Here is a 17,621-nt window from a genome sequence, read left to right as displayed (position 1 = left end):
GAACGAAGGCAGTGAGCAAACGATATGTGTTGCTATGTTTGCTGCGTTTTCATTTTTTAGCTTCGGAATAGGATGGTACAGCTTGGGAATCAAAGATTGAAGTGATGGATACGGGGGATATGTGTGCTCATTTGATGAACCGCATGTCATTCTGTATCGATACGCTTATTTTTGTACACCATTTTGCCTCCTATTCTGAGAATAGGAGGCTTTTTCATGTCTCCTGATACGAAAGGAGAGGGTTGGATGTTACTGAGAGCCCACCAATTAAAAGTATTTCGAAAGGATCGCTTGTTATTTGATATAGAGGAGCTGGCCATTCATCAAGGGGACCGAATCGGCCTTGTGGGAACGAATGGCAGTGGGAAAACGACATTGCTCCATGTACTGGCGGGTAGGGAAAAACCAGACAGCGGCACATTTGCACACACTACAACTTGTACGCTACTTCCTCAACTAAAGACAGGAGATGGCAGACAAAGTGGCGGAGAGATGACTCAAGCTTATATTGAGAGAGCTTTAAGTCGGCCTTCTGCCCTTTTATTAGCCGATGAACCCACGACTCACTTAGATACGGAGCATATTGAGTGGCTAGAAGAAAAGCTTCGTTATCATCAAGGTGCTCTGATTGTCGTCTCGCATGACCGTGCTTTTTTAGATGCGTTATGTACAGACATTTGGGAATTGGAGGATGGGAAACTCAAACCATACAAAGGCAACTACAGCGATTTTGCCCGGCAAAAAGAACTCGAACATCGTCAGCAAGTGGAGGCGTACGAGGCGTATACCCAAAAGAAAAAACAGTTAGAATATGCCATGCAAAAGAAAATGAAAAAGGCCGACAAAGCGACAAAGCCATCTCCAAAGCTGAAATCCTCGGGGCCTAAAATTGCAAAGCCTTATTATGCAAACAAGCAAAAAAAGCTTCAAAAAACAGCCAAATCCATCGAAACAAGAATGGAGAAATTAGAAAAGGTGGAGAAGGTAAAGGAAGCCCAGCCTCTTCAAATGACGCAGCACACCATGAAGGAAGTGGCAAGCCGCACCATTTTTCGTGTCGAACATGTAGATGGCATGGCAGGAGATAAAGTCCTTTGGAAAAAGGCGAATGTAGAAGTGAGAGGCGGAGACAAAGTCGCGATCATTGGGAAGAATGGGAGCGGTAAAACGACATTTCTCCGAATGCTTGTAAACGGACATCCCGGGATTTTTCGTTCAGAAGCCGTGAAGATCGGTTATTTCAGCCAAGATCTTTCAGAACTGAATCTAGATGAATCGATCTTACAAAATGCACTGGAACAGGCGATTCAAGATGAGACTGTCGTTCGCACCGTTTTAGCGAGACTTGGGTTTCGGGGAGACGATGTGTATAAGCTGACGAACGTATTAAGCGGCGGGGAACGGGTGAAGACGATGCTTGCAAAGCTGCTCGTCAGTGATGCCAATGTTCTGATGCTTGATGAACCGACGAACTTTTTAGACCTTGCGGCAGTAGAAGCGCTTGAAGGACTTTTAAAAGATTACCCGGGCACAGTTGTGTTTGTCTCCCACGACAGGAGGCTCATTGAGCAGGTGGCTACTCGTATTCTTCATGTGCACGAGGGGATCATTGAACGGTTTGATGGCACCTATGAAGAATATAAACAAAAGGAAGAAAAGCCAGCTGCTACAAAGAAAGAAGAAGAGCTCCTGCTGATTGATATGCAGCTATCTGAAGTGCTCAGTCGTTTAAGCATCGAGCCTTCTCATGAGCTTGAAGAGACGTTTCAAGCGTTGTTAAAAAGAAAGAAGTTGTTAGAGTCATAAAAAAAGCCCCTGTGTTTACTGCACAGGGGTCTGTTCGTTTCGTTCTTTTTTCAATTGTTCAAGTTCGCTGACTGTGACAAGCTGGTAGCCTTGTTTGGTGAGTTCATGTATGATCTTCACCGCTGCTCGAGCAGAGCTGTCATAAATATCGTGCATGAGTACGGTTTTGCCATCTGCTGCATGTGAGAGAACATGGTTTGTGATCTGCTGGCTGTTGCGAATTTTCCAGTCCTCAGGATCGACATCCCACAATGAAACGTTCATGCCGACCGCTTGATTGATGTCTGGATTTGTTCCTCCATATGGCGGTCTAAAGTGCGTAGGAGTATAACCGCTGGCCTTTTCAATCAGCTTCTGCGTGTCTTTTACTTGTTTGACCGCTTCTTTTAGAGGAAGTCTCGTTAATAAAGGATGGTTATATGAATGGTTTCCGATCTCATTTCCGCCCTTTAAAATGTCGGCAAGCATTCCAGGATAATACTGTACCCTGCTTCCTAATACGAAAAAGGTGGCGTGTCCTTTATTTTCCTTCAGCGCTGCTAAAATGGTTGAAGTTGTGGCTGGGTTTGGACCGTCATCAAATGTGAGTGCGATGGCTTTTTTATTCGGATCAAGCTTTGGCTTTTGCGGCAGCTTGACGGCTTTTCTTTTTGGATTCGGTTCTTTGATTTCATTCTGATTTTTGGTCTTATTCATATATTCCGGCTTCAAGATATCTTTTAGCAGCGTCTTTTTGATCGCCAGCGTTTGCGGACCTAAGTCCTTTGCGGCTACTTGAGAAGCTGGGAAATAGAACTCTATATATTTCTCTTTTAAGGCGAATTGACTGAAGTTTTGATCAGTAGGGGCTGTTCCTTTTTGAAGGAGTGATAGATCCTTAGACAAGGTTTTATCTTTTTTAAGCTCCGTGTATGTAATATAGGATAATTTTTTCAAATAGTCCTTTTTGGGTTGAAATAAATCTTTTGTGTCAAGAAAGTCTTTTTTCTGAAAATCGAAATTGATTGTGACGTGATGAGTGGTTCCATTTTGCTGACCTGTATATGTGTAGGTCGTAAAATAAATGGCCGCAGATTGTTTTGCATAGTGCACCATGTCATAGTCAATATTCAGTTCAAACCGTTTGTTTTCATCAATGTCCTTTGCTTCACTAAATGTCTTTTTGAAATGCTCTAATGCTGAATTCGCATAGCTTTGAATCTTGTCATCTAGCTTTTTTTGATGAAAAAGTGGATAGTTCACCGCATATCTCATAAACTTCCCGTCATTTACAAGAGTGACAATTTCAACATTTTTATAATTCGTATCCTGCTTCACATTTTTCTTCTCTGTACCGCTTGCTTGCTGATTTTGAAAGAATGCAACTGCTCCAATGACGATGGCAAGCGCAAATAGGATGATACTCCATTTTCCCTTTACTGACACAACTTTCAATTCTCCTCTCATGACGGGTCATTCTTTATTCCATTGACATCTGTTTGTAATATTTTTATAACAATTGACTTACTTTTGTAATTTTAGGGGATTTTCATGCGGAATGTCAACTATTTTCCTATTAAACTACTGTAAAAAATGATAGGTCTTTCAGAACGAGAAAAAGCAGAAGGAAAGAATTCTCTTATTTGCTGTCTACACATACCTTCAATAATTAAAAAAATGAGCCGTACATTGATTTTTCAGAGGCTGACGGCTATAATTTTGATGATTATGATTCTCATTTTCAAACTGACTTTTAATGAAGAAAAGGATGACACCGATTTTGCCGGATAAGCGAACATCTCAACAAAAACGATCATCACCTATTTTGTTCTTTTTATTGTTTTTTCTCGCGGTCATTGGTTTATTGGCGGCTATGTTTTTGGCTGTTTCATACGGTGCAAAGTCATTGTCTTTGCAAACGGTCTGGACAGCTGTGTTTGACTATCAGCCTCATGTGACAGAGCAGCAGATCATTCATGAATTAAGGCTTCCGCGTGTGCTAGGAGCTGCACTTGTTGGAGCGGCCTTTGCTGTGGCAGGTGCGCTGATGCAAGGCATTACAAGAAATCCGCTGGCAGATGCCGGGATATTAGGCATTAACGGCGGTGCGATGTTTGTAGTCGCTCTCTGTTTTGCTTTTTTTCCAGGAATGCCTTATTCCGCATTGATGTTATTTTCTTTTTTTGGGGCCGTGCTCAGTACGCTGCTGATCTTTGCCATTGGGGCGGCTGGCGGGGTGCTGACCCCACTTCGGCTCACTGTAGCTGGAGCTGTTGTTGCCGCATTGCTGCATGCGCTAAGCTCGGGTATCGCCATTTACTTTGATCTCAGTCAGGATCTGGCTTTTTGGTATGCAGGGGGTGTGGCAGGTGTCAAATGGCCGCAGCTGATGATCCTTGCTCCAGTCATTCTCATTGTCATCGTTTGGGCGATGTTATTAGGACGATCCCTCTCGTTATTATCACTTGGTGAAGATGTAGCTGCGAATTTAGGGGTGAAAACCCGGCAAGTGCGAATACTAGGTATGGCAGCTGCGGTTCTGCTGGCAGGTGTTTCTGTATCGGCGGTTGGGTCTATTGGGTTTGTCGGGCTTGTCATTCCGCATATTGCACGAAAGCTGGTTGGGGTCAATTATCGTTTCGTCATTCCGATGTCAGCGATTTTAGGCGCAATGCTTCTCGTCTTCGCTGATCTTGCCAGCCGGACAGTAAATCCGCCAAGAGAGCTTGCCATTGGCGTCATGGTGGCGCTTGTTGGTGTTCCTTTCTTCTTATATATTGCCAGAAAAGAAGGGAGGAACCTATCATGAAAGAGAAACGGCGTGCTCTTGTCGTGACAGCCGTTTTGCTTTGTCTGAGTGCGGCTGTCGTGCTGTATAGTTTAAATACCGGCACGCTGAAACTCAGTCCTCTCGTTGTCGTCAAAACGTTATTTGGCTTTGGAGATTTCCAAAGTGAGACGGTGCTGTTTGATTATCGTCTGCCTCGAATCGTCGTGACGATACTAGCTGGAATAGGTCTAGGTATCGCAGGTGGCATTTTGCAGAGTTTATCCCGCAATCCACTTGCCGATCCTGGGATTATCGGTCTGAATGCAGGAGCCGCATTCGGCTTAATCATCTTTGTGACGTATTTTCACGTACTAGAAGGAAATCCATCTTTACTCATTCCGCTCTTTACATTTGGTGGAGGCCTACTTGCGGCGGCAGTCATCGTTCTTCTTGCGTACGACAGGCATGAAGGGCTTGTGCCTATCCGGCTGATCCTTGTCGGAATTGCCGTAGCTGCGGGGTTTAGTGCATTGACGTTATATTTGTCATTGAAACTGGATGAAGATACATACACCTTCGCTTCAAGGTGGCTTGTGGGAAATGTATGGGGAAGAGACTGGATTCATGTGCTTGCGCTCCTGCCTTGGATCGTATGTCTTGTCCCGCTTACGCTCATGCAGTCCAGCACACTCAATGCGTTAACGTTAGGTGATGCCGTCGCCTCAAGTGTTGGCGTACGTGTACAGCGTAAACGTCTGTTGTTACTCACCTTAGCTGTTGGTCTAGCGAGTGCAAGTGTATCGATGACAGGCGGAATTGGTTTTATTGGCCTTGTTGCACCTCATTTGGCGAGGCGTCTTGTCGGCTCACTGCACCAATATTTTTTACCAGTGAGCGCCTTGCTTGGATTGTTGATTTTGGTCAGTGCCGATACACTCGGACGTTCCATATTTGCCCCAAATGCCATCCCAGCGGGTGTGGTTGTGGCTTTTATCGGAGCACCTTATTTTCTCTATTTACTAACAAAAACAAAATAAGAAAGAGGAACTCATCATGAAAAAAGTACTTGTGTTTGGTTTAACGCTCTGTTTCTTGATTCTGGCCGCTTGTGGTCAACAGGAAACAAAGAAGACAACAAATCAAGATGAAAACGGAACACCTAAGATTGCGTCCTTGTCGATTCATTTAACAAATGATTTATTAGCACTCGGTATAAAACCTGCTGGCTCTGTTGTAGGGGGAGACTTAAAAGATTTCCTTCCACATGCGAAGAAGCAGCTCAGCCAGACGAAAAAGCTGGGCATTGCAGCAGATCCTGATATGGAGTCATTGCTTGCTTTAAAACCAGATGTCATTTACGTCGATGAAGAACTAGCTGGACAAGACTTATCAAAATACAAAAAAATTGCCAAAACCGAAGTGTTTAATTTAAATGATGGCACATGGCGTGATCATTTGAAAAAAATCGGCAAGCTCGTCAATAAAGAAAAAGAAGCCGATCAATATATTAAGGACTACAATCAAGAAGCAAAAGAAGTCAAATCACTCATCCAGAAAAAGATTGGAAATGGAAAAGTGATGGCAATTCGTGTAACAGCAAAAGAGCTTCGAGTATTTAGTATGAAACGTCCGATGGGGCCAATTTTATACGATGATTTAGGACTGACACCTGTAGATGGTGTGAAAAAACTGGACAGCAAACGTCCATTTGAAGTCATTTCTCAAGAAGTGCTTCCTGACTTTGATGCAGATGCTATTTTTGTTGTCGTGAACCGTGATGATAAGGCGCAGCAGGCATTCAAACAGTTAGAGCAGACACCGATTTGGAAAGGCCTAAAAGCCGTAAAGAAAAACCAAGTGTATCCGATTGCTGATCAGCCATGGCTTGATTATTCAGCTCTAGGCAACAAAATGGCAATGGATGAAGCAAAAAAGATGTTCTCTAAATAAACAGCACATAAATCAAGGCATCATTCCGCATCTAGGAATGATGTCTCTTTTTTTGATTCATTCTTCTATTCATGCGCTTTTTGCATACATATGAGAGGGAACGAGCAGTATCGCCCGTATGAAAGGATAAGGGGAGGGGTTACATTGAAGGTTCAAAAAATTAGTGCAGGCACTATAGCGAGGCTTGTGCTGCTTTTATTGGCACTTGTGAACAGCGCTCTCACCGCTGCAGGGAAAAGCCCAATTCCAATTGATGAAGAAGGTGTGCAGCAATTCATTACGTTAGCCTTTCTTGGCATCACATCACTATGGGCCTATTGGAAGAACAATGATATTACGAAAAAAGCACGAACCAAAAAAGAAGAATAACAGAAAACAGAGCCTTTTCATGCAAAAGGGCTCTCAGCGTGTATAGAAACCCTCGCATTCCGTGTCAGTCCTGCGCGGGTACTCACGAATGTCAAATTCGCTCCGCAAAAGTAGCTGTCCTTCCTAGACTGCTATCACGCTGAAAAGAAGACAAAGAGCTAAAATCAAGTTCATTTTAGCCCTTTGTCCATAAATTGAAAAGAGCCTTTTCATATAAAAGGCTCTATTTCATCGAAGCGACAAGCGCCTCTCCCCGCAAATTGGTTTGATCTCAGTGGCTTACGCCCGGTGTTCTCCCATATTGGTAAGAAACGCTTTCACTTCCTCGATGGTTAAGCCAATGGCCTTTGCTTCACTCATGAGACGCTTCCATTCTGACATATTTGAGTCGGTCAGCTTTCTATGATGGACATGCAACGTCTTTCCTTCCTGCTCCTTTCTGTAGGTTTGGAGCAGCTGATACAGTTCTTCTTTAGGCATGCCGGATTGGACGGCATGAACGATATGATCCCGCCACTCCTGTTCACCGCCCTCAGCGTAATGAAACATCATCGTTTCTGCATCAAACAGCTCTTGTAAATCAATGTCTAGTGATGAGGATACCTTTTTTAAAAACTGGACAGATGGATTACGGTGGACACCACGCTCAATTTTACTCAAATACGATTTAGAGACATGGGCATCTTCAGCCAACTGCTGGATTGAGTATCCTTTCCTCTTTCGGTAAATGCGTATCACCTTTCCAATCATTCGATATATGATCTCCCTTCTCCCCGGCGAATCGTTCTGCGACCTTTTCGTTCATTATAAGAAATAAATTGTTCTTTATAAAATTCAAAAACGTAAGAAACAGGAAGTAAACAAAAGAAAACGAACGATTTCGTTCTTTAAAAAGAACTATAAGACCTATTATGACATTTTTCTTTGCGGGTATTATCTTTTATAATCCAATCATTAACAAAAAGAAACCATATATAACCTTTTTATGATGAAATCGGGAGGTATCTATGAATGAGAATATAGGTTTTAAGCAGCTGTTTTCTGTCATAAAAGAGAAAATGGCCCTTCTGATCCTGATTGTCCTGATCGTAACGGGCATTTCAGCCTACTATCAGTTCTATGTCTCGACTCCTGTATATCAGGCAACCACTCAAATTCTTGTTCATAAACGAAGCAGTGATGCACAAGCGAATTTAAACGATATTCAGATGAACCTTCAATATACACGTACCTTTCAAGTCCTATTAAAAAGTCCAATTGTCATTGAAAAAGTAAAAGAAACACTCAATCTTACAGAATCGGCAGAAGGATTAAAACACAAAATTGCCACAAGTACAGAAAATGAGTCAGAGGTCATAAATATTTCTGTACAAGATGAGGACCGAGCGAAGGCAGTAGCCATTGCGAATACAGCCACAGAGGTGTTGCAAGAAGAAATCAAAAAAACCATGAATATGGATCGCATTAATGTTTTGTCTGAAGCCAAGCTGTCCAACACGATACTAATGAACTCACGTAAATTCGTTCACATCGTTCTGGCACTAGGCGCCTCTGTATTAGGGGGAATGACACTCATTTTCTTAATGAATTTACTCGATGATACGGTAAAACGAACACATCAAATAAGAGAAGAGATCGGATTGCCGTCGCTCGGCAGTGTCTATCAGATGCATGCAGACAGGAGGGCAAAAAAAGACAAGCAGTCCGTCATAACGGGAGGACAGAACATTGATTTTTAAGAGGAAAAAACGAGAAAAAAGAGATTTATCCTGCATTTCTGTATTAAATCCTCACTCTGTCATTGCGGAACAATTCCGAACGATCCGAACGAACATCGAATTCACGTCGATTCAAACGAGGCTGAAGTCGATATTGGTTACATCCTCCTTGCCGAAGGAAGGAAAATCATTTACGGCTGCAAACTTGGCAGCTGTTTTTGCACAGCAGAAAAAACGGGTTTTGCTCATGGATGCTGATTTACGTAAACCAGCCATTCATGAATATTTTGATCTGAGTCCGCACACCGGATTGACCAATGTGCTATTAAATAATTGCACTTTGGAGGAAGCCATTTTGCCTACTCCGATTGAGCATTTAGAGCTGCTTCCGAGTGGGACCATTCCGCCAAATCCCGCTGAGCTACTTTCCTCCTCTGTGATGAAGCAGCTATTTTACGAGATTGAGCAGCAGTATGACATGGTGATTGTGGATTCCACACCGCTTCTGCCTGTAGCCGATGCAAAAATATTAGCGAACCGAACGGATGGAAGCATTCTTGTGGTGTTAAGCGGTAAAACGAAGATTGCCGCTGTGAAGAAATCAAAAGAAGTATTAGAGGGGACGACAGGGAAACTGCTTGGGGCGATGCTAAATGGCAAGAAAGTGAAAAAGGGAAGGCACTATATGTATTAAAGAGATTGATAGGTGATGTCTCCTAATCTTTAACAACGGAGGCACTCGATCCTGCTGTGGGCATGACATATGCCTTAGATGCTCGTCATCGGTAGTGGGATGTGAGGACGGGTTTGATGCCCATTTTATGTAAGAATAGTGATGCTTTAAAAAGGGGGAGGAGCGTTGACTTACGCCCAAAGATTATCAATCATCGTGGCACTAGATTCATATCTCATTTTAGTAGCCGTCTTTTTTGGCTTTCAATTTGTTCAAGAGGCAGCGTTAACCGTATATACATTTGAAATGCTCGTCATTTCTTCGCTCAGTCTACTGATCGGGCACCATTTGTTTTCGTATATTTTTCACGTGTACAAGCAAGTATGGGCCTATACAGGGGTTAGAGAGCTATTTTCTTTAATGAAGACCTTTGCGTGTTCATTTTTATTTTCCATGACGATGCTGTACATTTTTGTGCAGACATGGCCATTTCGCTTTTTATTTATTGTCTGGCTTTTCCATGTGTTATTCATCGGTGCATCTCGTATGGCATCCAGGCTGTTTCATGATGGTGCGAAGCGGTATCAAGTTGAAAAGGAGCGGGCACTAATCATTGGCGCTGGATCAGCCGGGACCATTATCGTTCGTCAGCTTCAGCAGTCGAGTGATGTACATATTGAGCCGGTCGCTTTCATTGATGATGACAAAACAAAGCATAAGCTTGAAATTATGGGGCTGCCTGTTCTTGGGGGAAAAGAACATATTCAAACGGCTGTTGCGATGATGGATATTCAAAAAATCATTATCGCCATTCCATCCAAAAGCAGTCACACATTAAAAGGACTGTATAAGGAATGTGTAGCGACTGGAATCAAAACACAGATTATGCCGGAAATGGAACAGATTTTAAAAGGAACCCATGCGCTGAATCAATTGCGGGATGTACAGCCAGAGGATTTGCTTGGAAGAGAGCCGATTCAATTAGATACAAGCCGTCTATCCGTTCACCTAAAAGGAAAAACGATTATGGTGACAGGAGCTGGCGGGTCTATCGGGTCAGAAATCTGTCGTCAAATTTGTGTATTTGCCCCTCGGGCGATTGTGCTTGTGGGACATGGAGAATTTAGCATTCATTCTATTTTACTAGAGCTGAAAGAATTGTATGGAGACAGCATTAGCCTATATCCACAAATTGCGGATATTCAAGATAAACAAAAAATGAGTGAAATCGTTGGTCATTTTCAGCCGGATATGATTTATCATGCCGCCGCGCATAAACATGTCCCGCTCATGGAAATTAGCCCGAAAGAAGCGGTGAAAAACAATATCATCGGGACAAAAAATGTGGCAGAAGCCGCACATGAGCACGGAGTTGAAACATTTGTCCTCATCTCATCTGACAAAGCGGTCAACCCTGCCAATGTGATGGGAGCCACAAAGCGATTTGCTGAAATGGTGATTATGCAAATGGGGGCAAGCAGTGAAACGAAATTTGTCGCCGTCCGGTTTGGGAATGTACTCGGGAGCAGGGGCAGTGTCATTCCGATCTTTAAAAAACAAATTGAAAAAGGTGGGCCAGTGACTGTCACGCACCCAGCCATGACAAGATATTTTATGACGATACCAGAAGCATCAAGGCTTGTTATTCAAGCTGGTGCACTAGCAGAAGGAAGGCAGATTTTTGTTTTAGATATGGGGGAGCCAGTCAAAATTGTCGACCTCGCAGAAAACCTCATTCACCTCTCAGGCTACACCACAGACCAGATTCCCATCACATTTACGGGGATTCGTCCCGGAGAGAAAATGTACGAGGAGTTACTCAACCAGCATGAAAAAGCACAGGAGCAAATTTTTCCGAAAATCCATATCGGGCATGCCTTGGATGGAGATCCGTATGTGCTGAACCGCTTTATTCACGAATTTAACATGATGAGTGACGATCAATTAAGACAGGCCTTGTTTGCCGCCATTGAGTCGCATGATGTATTGCCTGAACCGATGGAACGAGAGGAGGAGCCACTTGCCAATGAAGAAAAAAGTCTTGTTTTGCGCAACGGTTGATTATCATTTTAAGGCGTTCCATCTCCCGTATTTCAGGTGGTTTCAGGAACAAGGATGGGAAGTGCATACAGCGGCAAATGGCCAGCTGGAGCTGCCGTATGTGGATCAAGCGCATTCCATTCCGATTCAGCGTTCCCCTTTTCATTTGCAAAACCGGCTTGCTTATGTGGAGCTGAAAAAGCTGTTAGAAAAAGAGCATTATCAGTTCATCCATTGTCACACACCGATGGGGAGTGTCATTGGCAGGCTAGCGGCGAAAACAACACGCAAAAAAGGGACGAAAGTTCTTTACACAGCGCATGGCTTTCACTTTTGGAAGGGGGCACCGCTTCAAAATTGGCTGCTTTATTATCCAGTTGAGAGATGGCTCGTTCAATATACAGATGCACTCATCACCATTAATGGAGAAGACTATGAAAGAGCCGATCGTCTGTCAAAAGAGAAGGCGACTGTGCATTATGTTCCCGGTATGGGTGTCGATATGAAGCGATTTGCACCAGTTGATGGCAAAGAAAAAGACCGCCTTCGTAAAACATATGGTTTTACCACGCAAGATTTTATCGTGCTGTGTGCTGGTGAATTAAATGACAATAAAAATCAAGGAATGCTTATCAAAGCTTGCGCGCAGGTGTATCGGAATATACCACATGTGAAAATTGTATTTGCTGGAGAAGGGACAAGTCGGTCGTCCTATGAAAAGCTGGTCTGTCAGCTGAATCTTGAGGAACATGTACAGTTTGCGGGATTTTGCAAGCACATCGAAGATTGGATGCATATGAGCGATGTATGTGTATCAACCAGCTTGAGAGAAGGACTTGGGATGAATCTTCTTGAAGCGATGTCTGCTGAAAAGCCGGTGATTGCAACAGAAAATAGAGGGCATTGTGAGCTCGTCAAACATGGAGTGAACGGCTTTTTAGTCAAACCGCATGATGTGAATGGTTTAGCCGTTTATTTACAGCAGCTCTATCACAAAAAGGACCAGCTTCACCTAATGGGGAAAGCGGGACGTTCTATGGCTCACGCATTTGCACAGGAGCAGACGGTAAGTGCAATGGAGGAAATTTACACAGCTTATATGGATCAAAAAGAGAAGGTGATGTGAGCATGCCTCAGCCGAAAGTATCGATTATCATGGGTGTTTACAACTGCCAAGAGACAGTAGAAGAAAGCATTGAATCGATTCTTCATCAAACCTATGAAAACTGGGAGCTCATCATATGTGATGATGCATCAACAGATGGCACCTATGAAAAAGTGCTGCACTATACCATGCGTGATCCCGATAGAATTCGCCTCATCCGAAATGAACACAATCAAAGACTTGCCGCCAGTTTAAATCGTTGTCTCACTGAAGCTAAAGGAGAGCTGATTGCAAGACAGGATGGCGACGATATATCGGTGTCTACACGATTAGAAAAACAGGTTCATTTCCTTGAAGCACATCCGGAATATGATGTGGTTGGGACGGCGATGACGGTGTTTGATGAGTCAGGGACGAAGGGCGTTCGGGCACTTGCCTCAGAGCCTGATCGAAGGGTGCTGGCAAGAGGAACGCCTTTTTGTCATGGGACGATTATGATGAGAGCGTCTGCCTACAAGGCTTTAAATGGCTATCGTTCTGTTAAAACAACCAGACGGATGGAAGATATCGATCTGTGGATTCGTTTTTTTTCTGCGGGGAGAAAAGGCTTTAATTTGCAAGAGCCCTTATACCTTGTAAGGGAGGATGAAGCGGCCTTTCAGCGCCGGAAATTCCGATACTCAATGGATAATGCTTGGCTTGTTTTAAAAGCATGCAAGCAATTAAAATTGTCGCCGTTTGATTATCTCTTTGCGCTTAAGCCGGTCATCCGCGCTTGTTTGTCGCCAAAGATCATGAGGTTTTATCATCAGCGAAAGCTTGGAGGACCTATGGGGAAAAGGAGGACGATTCGGGATGAGTGAGCCAAAGCGTGTACTGCACGTTGTGGGCGGAATGAATAGAGGCGGAGCAGAAACGATGATCATGAACATCTATCGAGCGCTCGACCGGAATGTTCTTCAATTTGATTTCGTTACCCACCGGGAGGATGTCTGTGATTACGATGAGGAAATTCGTCAGCTTGGTGGGCGAATTTTTTATGTCCCAAGTATTGGAGCGTCCTCTCCATGGACGTTTGTGAAAACGTTGACGAAGACGATTAAGCAAACGGGACCTTATCAGGCGGTGCATGCACATACAGATTTTCAAACGGGATTTTCTGCCCTTGCTGCGAAACTGGCAGGTGTGAAGATACGCATTTGCCATTCACATAATACCGCTTGGAAACAGTCTCCTAGCCGGGTTGATTATTTGATGCTCAAAGGGTTTCGTCAGCTGATCTTTGCCTTTTCTACGCAGCTCGTTGCATGCGGTGAAGATGCCGGTGCCTTTTTATTTGGACAAAAAAGAATGCACGATGGACGAGTGGACATTTTGCCAAATGGGATTGATTTGGACCTTTTTTTTCAGTTGGAGCCAGAAGCGAAGGTGAAGATGAAAAAAGACCTCCATCTTCACGAGAGAAAACTGATCATTGGACATATTGGCCGATTTCATGAGCAGAAAAACCATGTTTTTTTCATCGAATTAGCGCAGACACTGAAAAAACAAGGGGTCTCCTTTCAGCTAGTTCTCATAGGAGATGGGCCGCTCCGGCCAGTGGTTGAATCGTATGCAGTGAAAGCAGGATTAATGGAAGACATTGTGTTTACGGGCGTTGTCTCAGAGGTTCCGCAGTATATGAAAGCATTTGATGTGTTTGTGATGCCGTCTTTGTTTGAAGGTCTTCCGCTCGTATTAGTGGAAGCGCAGGCATCTGGACTCCCATGTGTGATTTCAGATCATATCACAAAGGAAGTCGATTTAGGTTGTGGGCTTGTGAAACGGAAATCCTTGCAAGATTCAGCACATGAGTGGATGAAAGCCATACTAGAAGCCTACCATGCAGACCCTCCTCTTCAGGAGACGATTATTTCTCAGCTTGGCCTTAGAGGATTTGATGTGAAACAGAACATCACCCGTGTGATGAATGTGTATGGATTGTAAGGAAGGATTGGCAGATGGCGGTTTATTTGGTGAACATGATCATGGTCTATTTATGGTCGAGCTTTGCCGCATTTTATGGCAGACGTGATGATACCATACAAAGCGGCTGGCGGCCGAACAAGCTTCTGGTGTTTTTTCCGTTTTTATTTCTTTGTATTGTGGCGGGCATACGATACAAAGTAGGAACTGATTTCGTCACCTATGGACAAATGTATGAGTTCTCCGTCAACTATGACAAGCCTTGGCATATTTTCGGATTCGGTGTAGACAAGGCCGCCACTGATCCGGGGTTTACATTGATCTTATGGATGCTCAATCAACTGTCACATGAGCCGCAAATCATGTATATCACAGTTGGGATCATCACCTATTTTTTTATTATCAAAACACTTGTGCGATATGGACGACCATTTGAGCTTAGTATGCTGCTATTTCTGGGCACATTTCATTATTACGCTTCGTTTAATGGCATGCGGCAGTATATGGTGGCGGCGATTCTTTTTTATGCCATCCGGTTTGTCATCAAAGGTCAGTGGAAATGGTATTTTCCGCTCGTGCTTGTATGCGCGCTGTTTCATTCATCGGCACTCATTATGATTCCAGTCTATTTCATTGTCAGAACAAAGGCATGGTCTTGGATGATGCTTGTGTTATGTATGATTTTTCTAGGCTTAACCGCTCTGTATGACCGCTTTGTCTCCGTGTTTGTGGTGATGCTGCAAGGGAGTTCTTATGGTCATTACGAGGAGTGGCTGACAACGAATACGAATGGAATGAATGTGACGAAAATTGGTGTCTTGATCTTGCCGTTATTGCTTGCGTTCTTTTGTCGAAAACGACTTCGTGAGCTGACGCCAGAGAGTGATTATATTGTAAATTTTTGCTTGCTTGGATTTTTGTTTGGCATCCTTGCAACGAAGGATGTCATTTATGCAAGATTTCATATTTACTTTGGTCTGTATCAGCTCATTTTACTGCCTTATTTCACACGGATTTTTGATCAGCGAACCAATTTCTTTATGTATATCGGAATTGCGGTTTGCTATATTTTGTACAGCATCATGCTGATGCCGTTTGATTCTTCTGTTTTACCGTACCGAACGATTTTTACAAAGTAGATTTGAAGAAAGGTGGGGCTTGCTGTCATGCCAGCTATCAGTCTATTGGTCGCAGTCTATAACACTAGTCAATATGTGGAGCAGTGTCTTCAATCGATTGCAGACCAAAGCTTTTCAGATATAGAGGTCATCCTCATTAACGATGGATCTACCGATCACAGTGGAGACATCCTTGAAGCGTTTGCTGCGCGTGATGAGCGATTTCGGGTGATTCACCAAACCAATCAAGGGCTGGGAGCGGTGAGGAACAGGGGCATAGAAGAAGCAACAGGAACGTATCTTGCCTTTGTTGATTCAGACGATGTTCTCGCTCCTCAATACTGTGAGGCTTTATATCAAGAAGCCGAAAATACCGGTGCCGATCTTGTTGTCAGTGAATATTGGATTCAGTTTGAACAGTCAAAACGGATCATACCGACGACGCTGTTAGCTCAGCAGGAAGCCGATAAGACAAGTTTAATAGAATCATTATTACATGGTGAGATCACGGGATTCTCATGGAATAAGCTGTATCGGCGGGCATTTATCGAAAAGCATCATATCCGTTTTCCGTTGAGAGGTGAGCTTGAGAATATTGAAGATCAATATGTCACGCTGCGCTGTTTTTCTTTATCACGTGTCATTGCCTTTGTTCATGAGCCGCTTTATTATTACCGGGTTCATTTGTCATCCATTGTCCAGCGATATCAAAAGCAGTATTTTCAGCATGGACTGGCGTTTTATGACGCGCAGCGTTTGTTTTTAAAAGAGCATGATGAGCTGACACCATATGAGAAGGCTTTTTGTTTTTTTATCGTGAATCATACGCTGCATTGTATGCTCAATGAATGGAAGAGCCAAAATTCCCTGTCCTTTCAAAAAAAGCTTGGTCATATGCGTGAAATGGTGACACATGAAGCTTTTCGGAAGGCTGTGAAACAAGTGGAACCATCGAAGCTGACTGTGCGAAAGCGAATGATCTTATTCCTTGCTAGGCTGCAGTGGGTGTATCCGCTCTCTGCCGCAGCTTCAAGCTATCAAAAATGGATTGAATATCAAACGAGAAAATCGGGGTGATGAGTGTGACATTGCAGCAATTAAAAGCACATGCCGCAGAGTGGCTGCTCTTAAAGGTCAAGTATCCACTTCAATATAGGTTGAGCCGCCAAAGACTGCCAGAGCTGCGTCATCAGAAGAAAATCATTCTCACGCTGCTGCCGGCACATGACAACTTAGGTGATCACGCGATTGCCTATGCCAGCTACTGCTTTTTACAAAAGCACTTTCCAGACTATCAAATCATAGAAGTAGACATGCAGGAGATGTATCGTCTAGCACGTCCACTGAAGCACGCACGGCACCCAGAGGACATTGTCTGTATCATCGGTGGGGGCAACATGGGCGATTTATATCGATATGAAGAATGGACAAGACAATTTATCATGAACGCCTTTAAGTCCTATCCCGTCATTCAGCTGCCCGCTACTGCTCATTTTACAGAAACAAAGAGAGGGAAAAGAGAAGAACGCCGCGCTATTCAAGCATATCAGCAACACCCGAGGCTTCTTTTGATGGCAAGAGATCAAACCACCTATCAATGGATGAAGCAGCATTTTCCTAATAAAGAGGTGTGGAAACAGCCTGATATGGTTCTGACATTAGACGAAACATCAAAGAGTCAAACCCGTAAAGGTGTGCTGCTTTGTCTGCGTGAGGATAAGGAGGCATATCTCACGAAAGAGAAACGAGAACAACTGCAGGAGCATATCAAAGAAACGTATGATCAAGTTGGTTTTATCACAACAACCATTGGGAAGCGAGTGAATCGAACGACTCGTTTAGAGGAATTATCTACGTTATGGACGCAGTTGAGACAGGCACAAGTCGTCGTGACAGATCGACTGCATGGCATGATCTTTTGTGCGATCACACATACACCGTGTGTTGTCATCAGGTCGTTTGATCATAAAGTCATGGAAGGATATGAATGGGTAGCGCACTTGCCGTTTATGACCCTTTTGAAGGAACCAACGGAGGAAGCGGTGAAAAAGGCCATTCATCAGCATATGAAAACAAGCGGACAAAAGGGAGAGGAAGCTGGATGAAGGCCCTTAAACACTGCGTGAAA

At 43.6% G+C, this 17,621-nt stretch carries 16 protein-coding genes; 14 read left to right on the top strand and 2 right to left on the bottom strand.

Features of this window, described 5'->3' with window-relative positions; translation table 11 throughout:
* The first annotated feature begins 246 nt into the window (after positions 1 to 246).
* Positions 247 to 1,806: an ABC-F type ribosomal protection protein gene (gene abc-f, locus NST15_RS15985; protein WP_342499064.1), complete on the top strand. Its 1,560-nt coding sequence runs from the start codon at positions 247 to 249 to the stop codon at positions 1,804 to 1,806.
* Between the two features lie 15 nt (positions 1,807 to 1,821).
* Here abc-f and NST15_RS15980 read toward each other — a convergent pair whose 3' ends face one another.
* On the bottom strand, positions 1,822 to 3,231 hold the full coding sequence (locus NST15_RS15980) for a polysaccharide deacetylase family protein (RefSeq protein WP_017359186.1): 1,410 nt from the start codon (positions 3,229 to 3,231) through the stop codon (positions 1,822 to 1,824).
* Between the two features lie 334 nt (positions 3,232 to 3,565).
* Here NST15_RS15980 and NST15_RS15975 point away from each other — a divergent pair, with 334 nt between their 5' ends.
* The 4 genes from NST15_RS15975 to NST15_RS15960 all read left to right on the top strand — a co-directional run bounded on the left by NST15_RS15975 (position 3,566) and on the right by NST15_RS15960 (position 6,874).
* On the top strand, positions 3,566 to 4,594 hold the full coding sequence (locus NST15_RS15975) for an iron ABC transporter permease (protein WP_019743879.1): 1,029 nt from the start codon (positions 3,566 to 3,568) through the stop codon (positions 4,592 to 4,594).
* On the top strand, positions 4,591 to 5,592 hold the full coding sequence (locus tag NST15_RS15970; protein WP_017368092.1) for an iron ABC transporter permease: 1,002 nt from the start codon (positions 4,591 to 4,593) through the stop codon (positions 5,590 to 5,592). Before NST15_RS15975 ends, NST15_RS15970 begins: the two co-directional genes overlap by 4 nt.
* A gap of 16 nt (positions 5,593 to 5,608) precedes the next feature.
* Positions 5,609 to 6,505: an iron-hydroxamate ABC transporter substrate-binding protein gene (locus tag NST15_RS15965; protein WP_007500130.1), complete on the top strand. Its 897-nt coding sequence runs from the start codon at positions 5,609 to 5,611 to the stop codon at positions 6,503 to 6,505.
* Between the two features lie 144 nt (positions 6,506 to 6,649).
* Complete coding sequence (locus tag NST15_RS15960; RefSeq protein ID WP_008347764.1) at positions 6,650 to 6,874, top strand: phage holin; 225 nt, start codon at positions 6,650 to 6,652, stop codon at positions 6,872 to 6,874.
* 279 nt (positions 6,875 to 7,153) lie between these two features.
* Here NST15_RS15960 and NST15_RS15955 read toward each other — a convergent pair whose 3' ends face one another.
* A complete protein-coding gene (locus NST15_RS15955) occupies positions 7,154 to 7,624 on the bottom strand; it encodes a helix-turn-helix domain-containing protein (RefSeq protein WP_007500131.1) in 471 nt (156 codons plus the stop codon).
* A 257-nt stretch (positions 7,625 to 7,881) separates the two neighbouring features.
* Here NST15_RS15955 and NST15_RS15950 point away from each other — a divergent pair, with 257 nt between their 5' ends.
* The 9 genes from NST15_RS15950 (at position 7,882) to NST15_RS15910 (ending at position 17,598) form a co-directional block, all read left to right on the top strand.
* On the top strand, positions 7,882 to 8,613 hold the full coding sequence (locus tag NST15_RS15950) for a Wzz/FepE/Etk N-terminal domain-containing protein (RefSeq protein ID WP_007500132.1): 732 nt from the start codon (positions 7,882 to 7,884) through the stop codon (positions 8,611 to 8,613).
* Positions 8,603 to 9,286, top strand: a complete 684-nt coding sequence (locus NST15_RS15945) for a CpsD/CapB family tyrosine-protein kinase (RefSeq protein ID WP_007500133.1) — start codon at positions 8,603 to 8,605, stop codon at positions 9,284 to 9,286. The genes NST15_RS15950 and NST15_RS15945 overlap by 11 nt, the downstream gene beginning before the upstream one ends.
* A 165-nt stretch (positions 9,287 to 9,451) precedes the next feature.
* Positions 9,452 to 11,326, top strand: coding sequence for a nucleoside-diphosphate sugar epimerase/dehydratase (locus NST15_RS15940; RefSeq protein WP_216099154.1), 1,875 nt, complete (start codon positions 9,452 to 9,454; stop codon positions 11,324 to 11,326).
* Positions 11,292 to 12,431, top strand: coding sequence for a glycosyltransferase family 4 protein (locus NST15_RS15935; RefSeq protein ID WP_342498656.1), 1,140 nt, complete (start codon positions 11,292 to 11,294; stop codon positions 12,429 to 12,431). The genes NST15_RS15940 and NST15_RS15935 overlap by 35 nt, the downstream gene beginning before the upstream one ends.
* A 2-nt stretch (positions 12,432 to 12,433) precedes the next feature.
* Complete coding sequence (locus NST15_RS15930) at positions 12,434 to 13,273, top strand: glycosyltransferase (protein ID WP_342498655.1); 840 nt, start codon at positions 12,434 to 12,436, stop codon at positions 13,271 to 13,273.
* A complete protein-coding gene (locus NST15_RS15925) occupies positions 13,266 to 14,396 on the top strand; it encodes a glycosyltransferase family 1 protein (RefSeq protein ID WP_113746963.1) in 1,131 nt (376 codons plus the stop codon). Before NST15_RS15930 ends, NST15_RS15925 begins: the two co-directional genes overlap by 8 nt.
* Positions 14,397 to 14,410: 14 nt before the next feature.
* The gene (locus NST15_RS15920; RefSeq protein WP_035701465.1) at positions 14,411 to 15,514 is read left to right on the top strand and encodes an EpsG family protein; all 1,104 of its coding nucleotides are present in this window, start codon (positions 14,411 to 14,413) and stop codon (positions 15,512 to 15,514) included.
* A 27-nt stretch (positions 15,515 to 15,541) separates the two neighbouring features.
* Positions 15,542 to 16,570, top strand: coding sequence for a glycosyltransferase (locus NST15_RS15915; RefSeq protein WP_342498654.1), 1,029 nt, complete (start codon positions 15,542 to 15,544; stop codon positions 16,568 to 16,570).
* Positions 16,570 to 17,598 carry a polysaccharide pyruvyl transferase family protein gene (locus NST15_RS15910; protein ID WP_052463365.1) on the top strand — a complete coding sequence of 343 codons (1,029 nt, stop codon included), beginning with the start codon at positions 16,570 to 16,572 and terminating at the stop codon, positions 17,596 to 17,598. The genes NST15_RS15915 and NST15_RS15910 overlap by 1 nt, the downstream gene beginning before the upstream one ends.
* The last annotated feature ends 23 nt before the right edge of the window (positions 17,599 to 17,621 follow it).

It is taken from the genome of Bacillus sp. FSL R5-0820 (assembly GCF_038593385.1).
Taxonomy (GTDB): domain Bacteria; phylum Bacillota; class Bacilli; order Bacillales; family Bacillaceae; genus Bacillus; species Bacillus altitudinis.
Note: the sequence above shows the minus strand (reverse complement) of the source record. Positions and strands in the feature narration are given on the sequence as shown.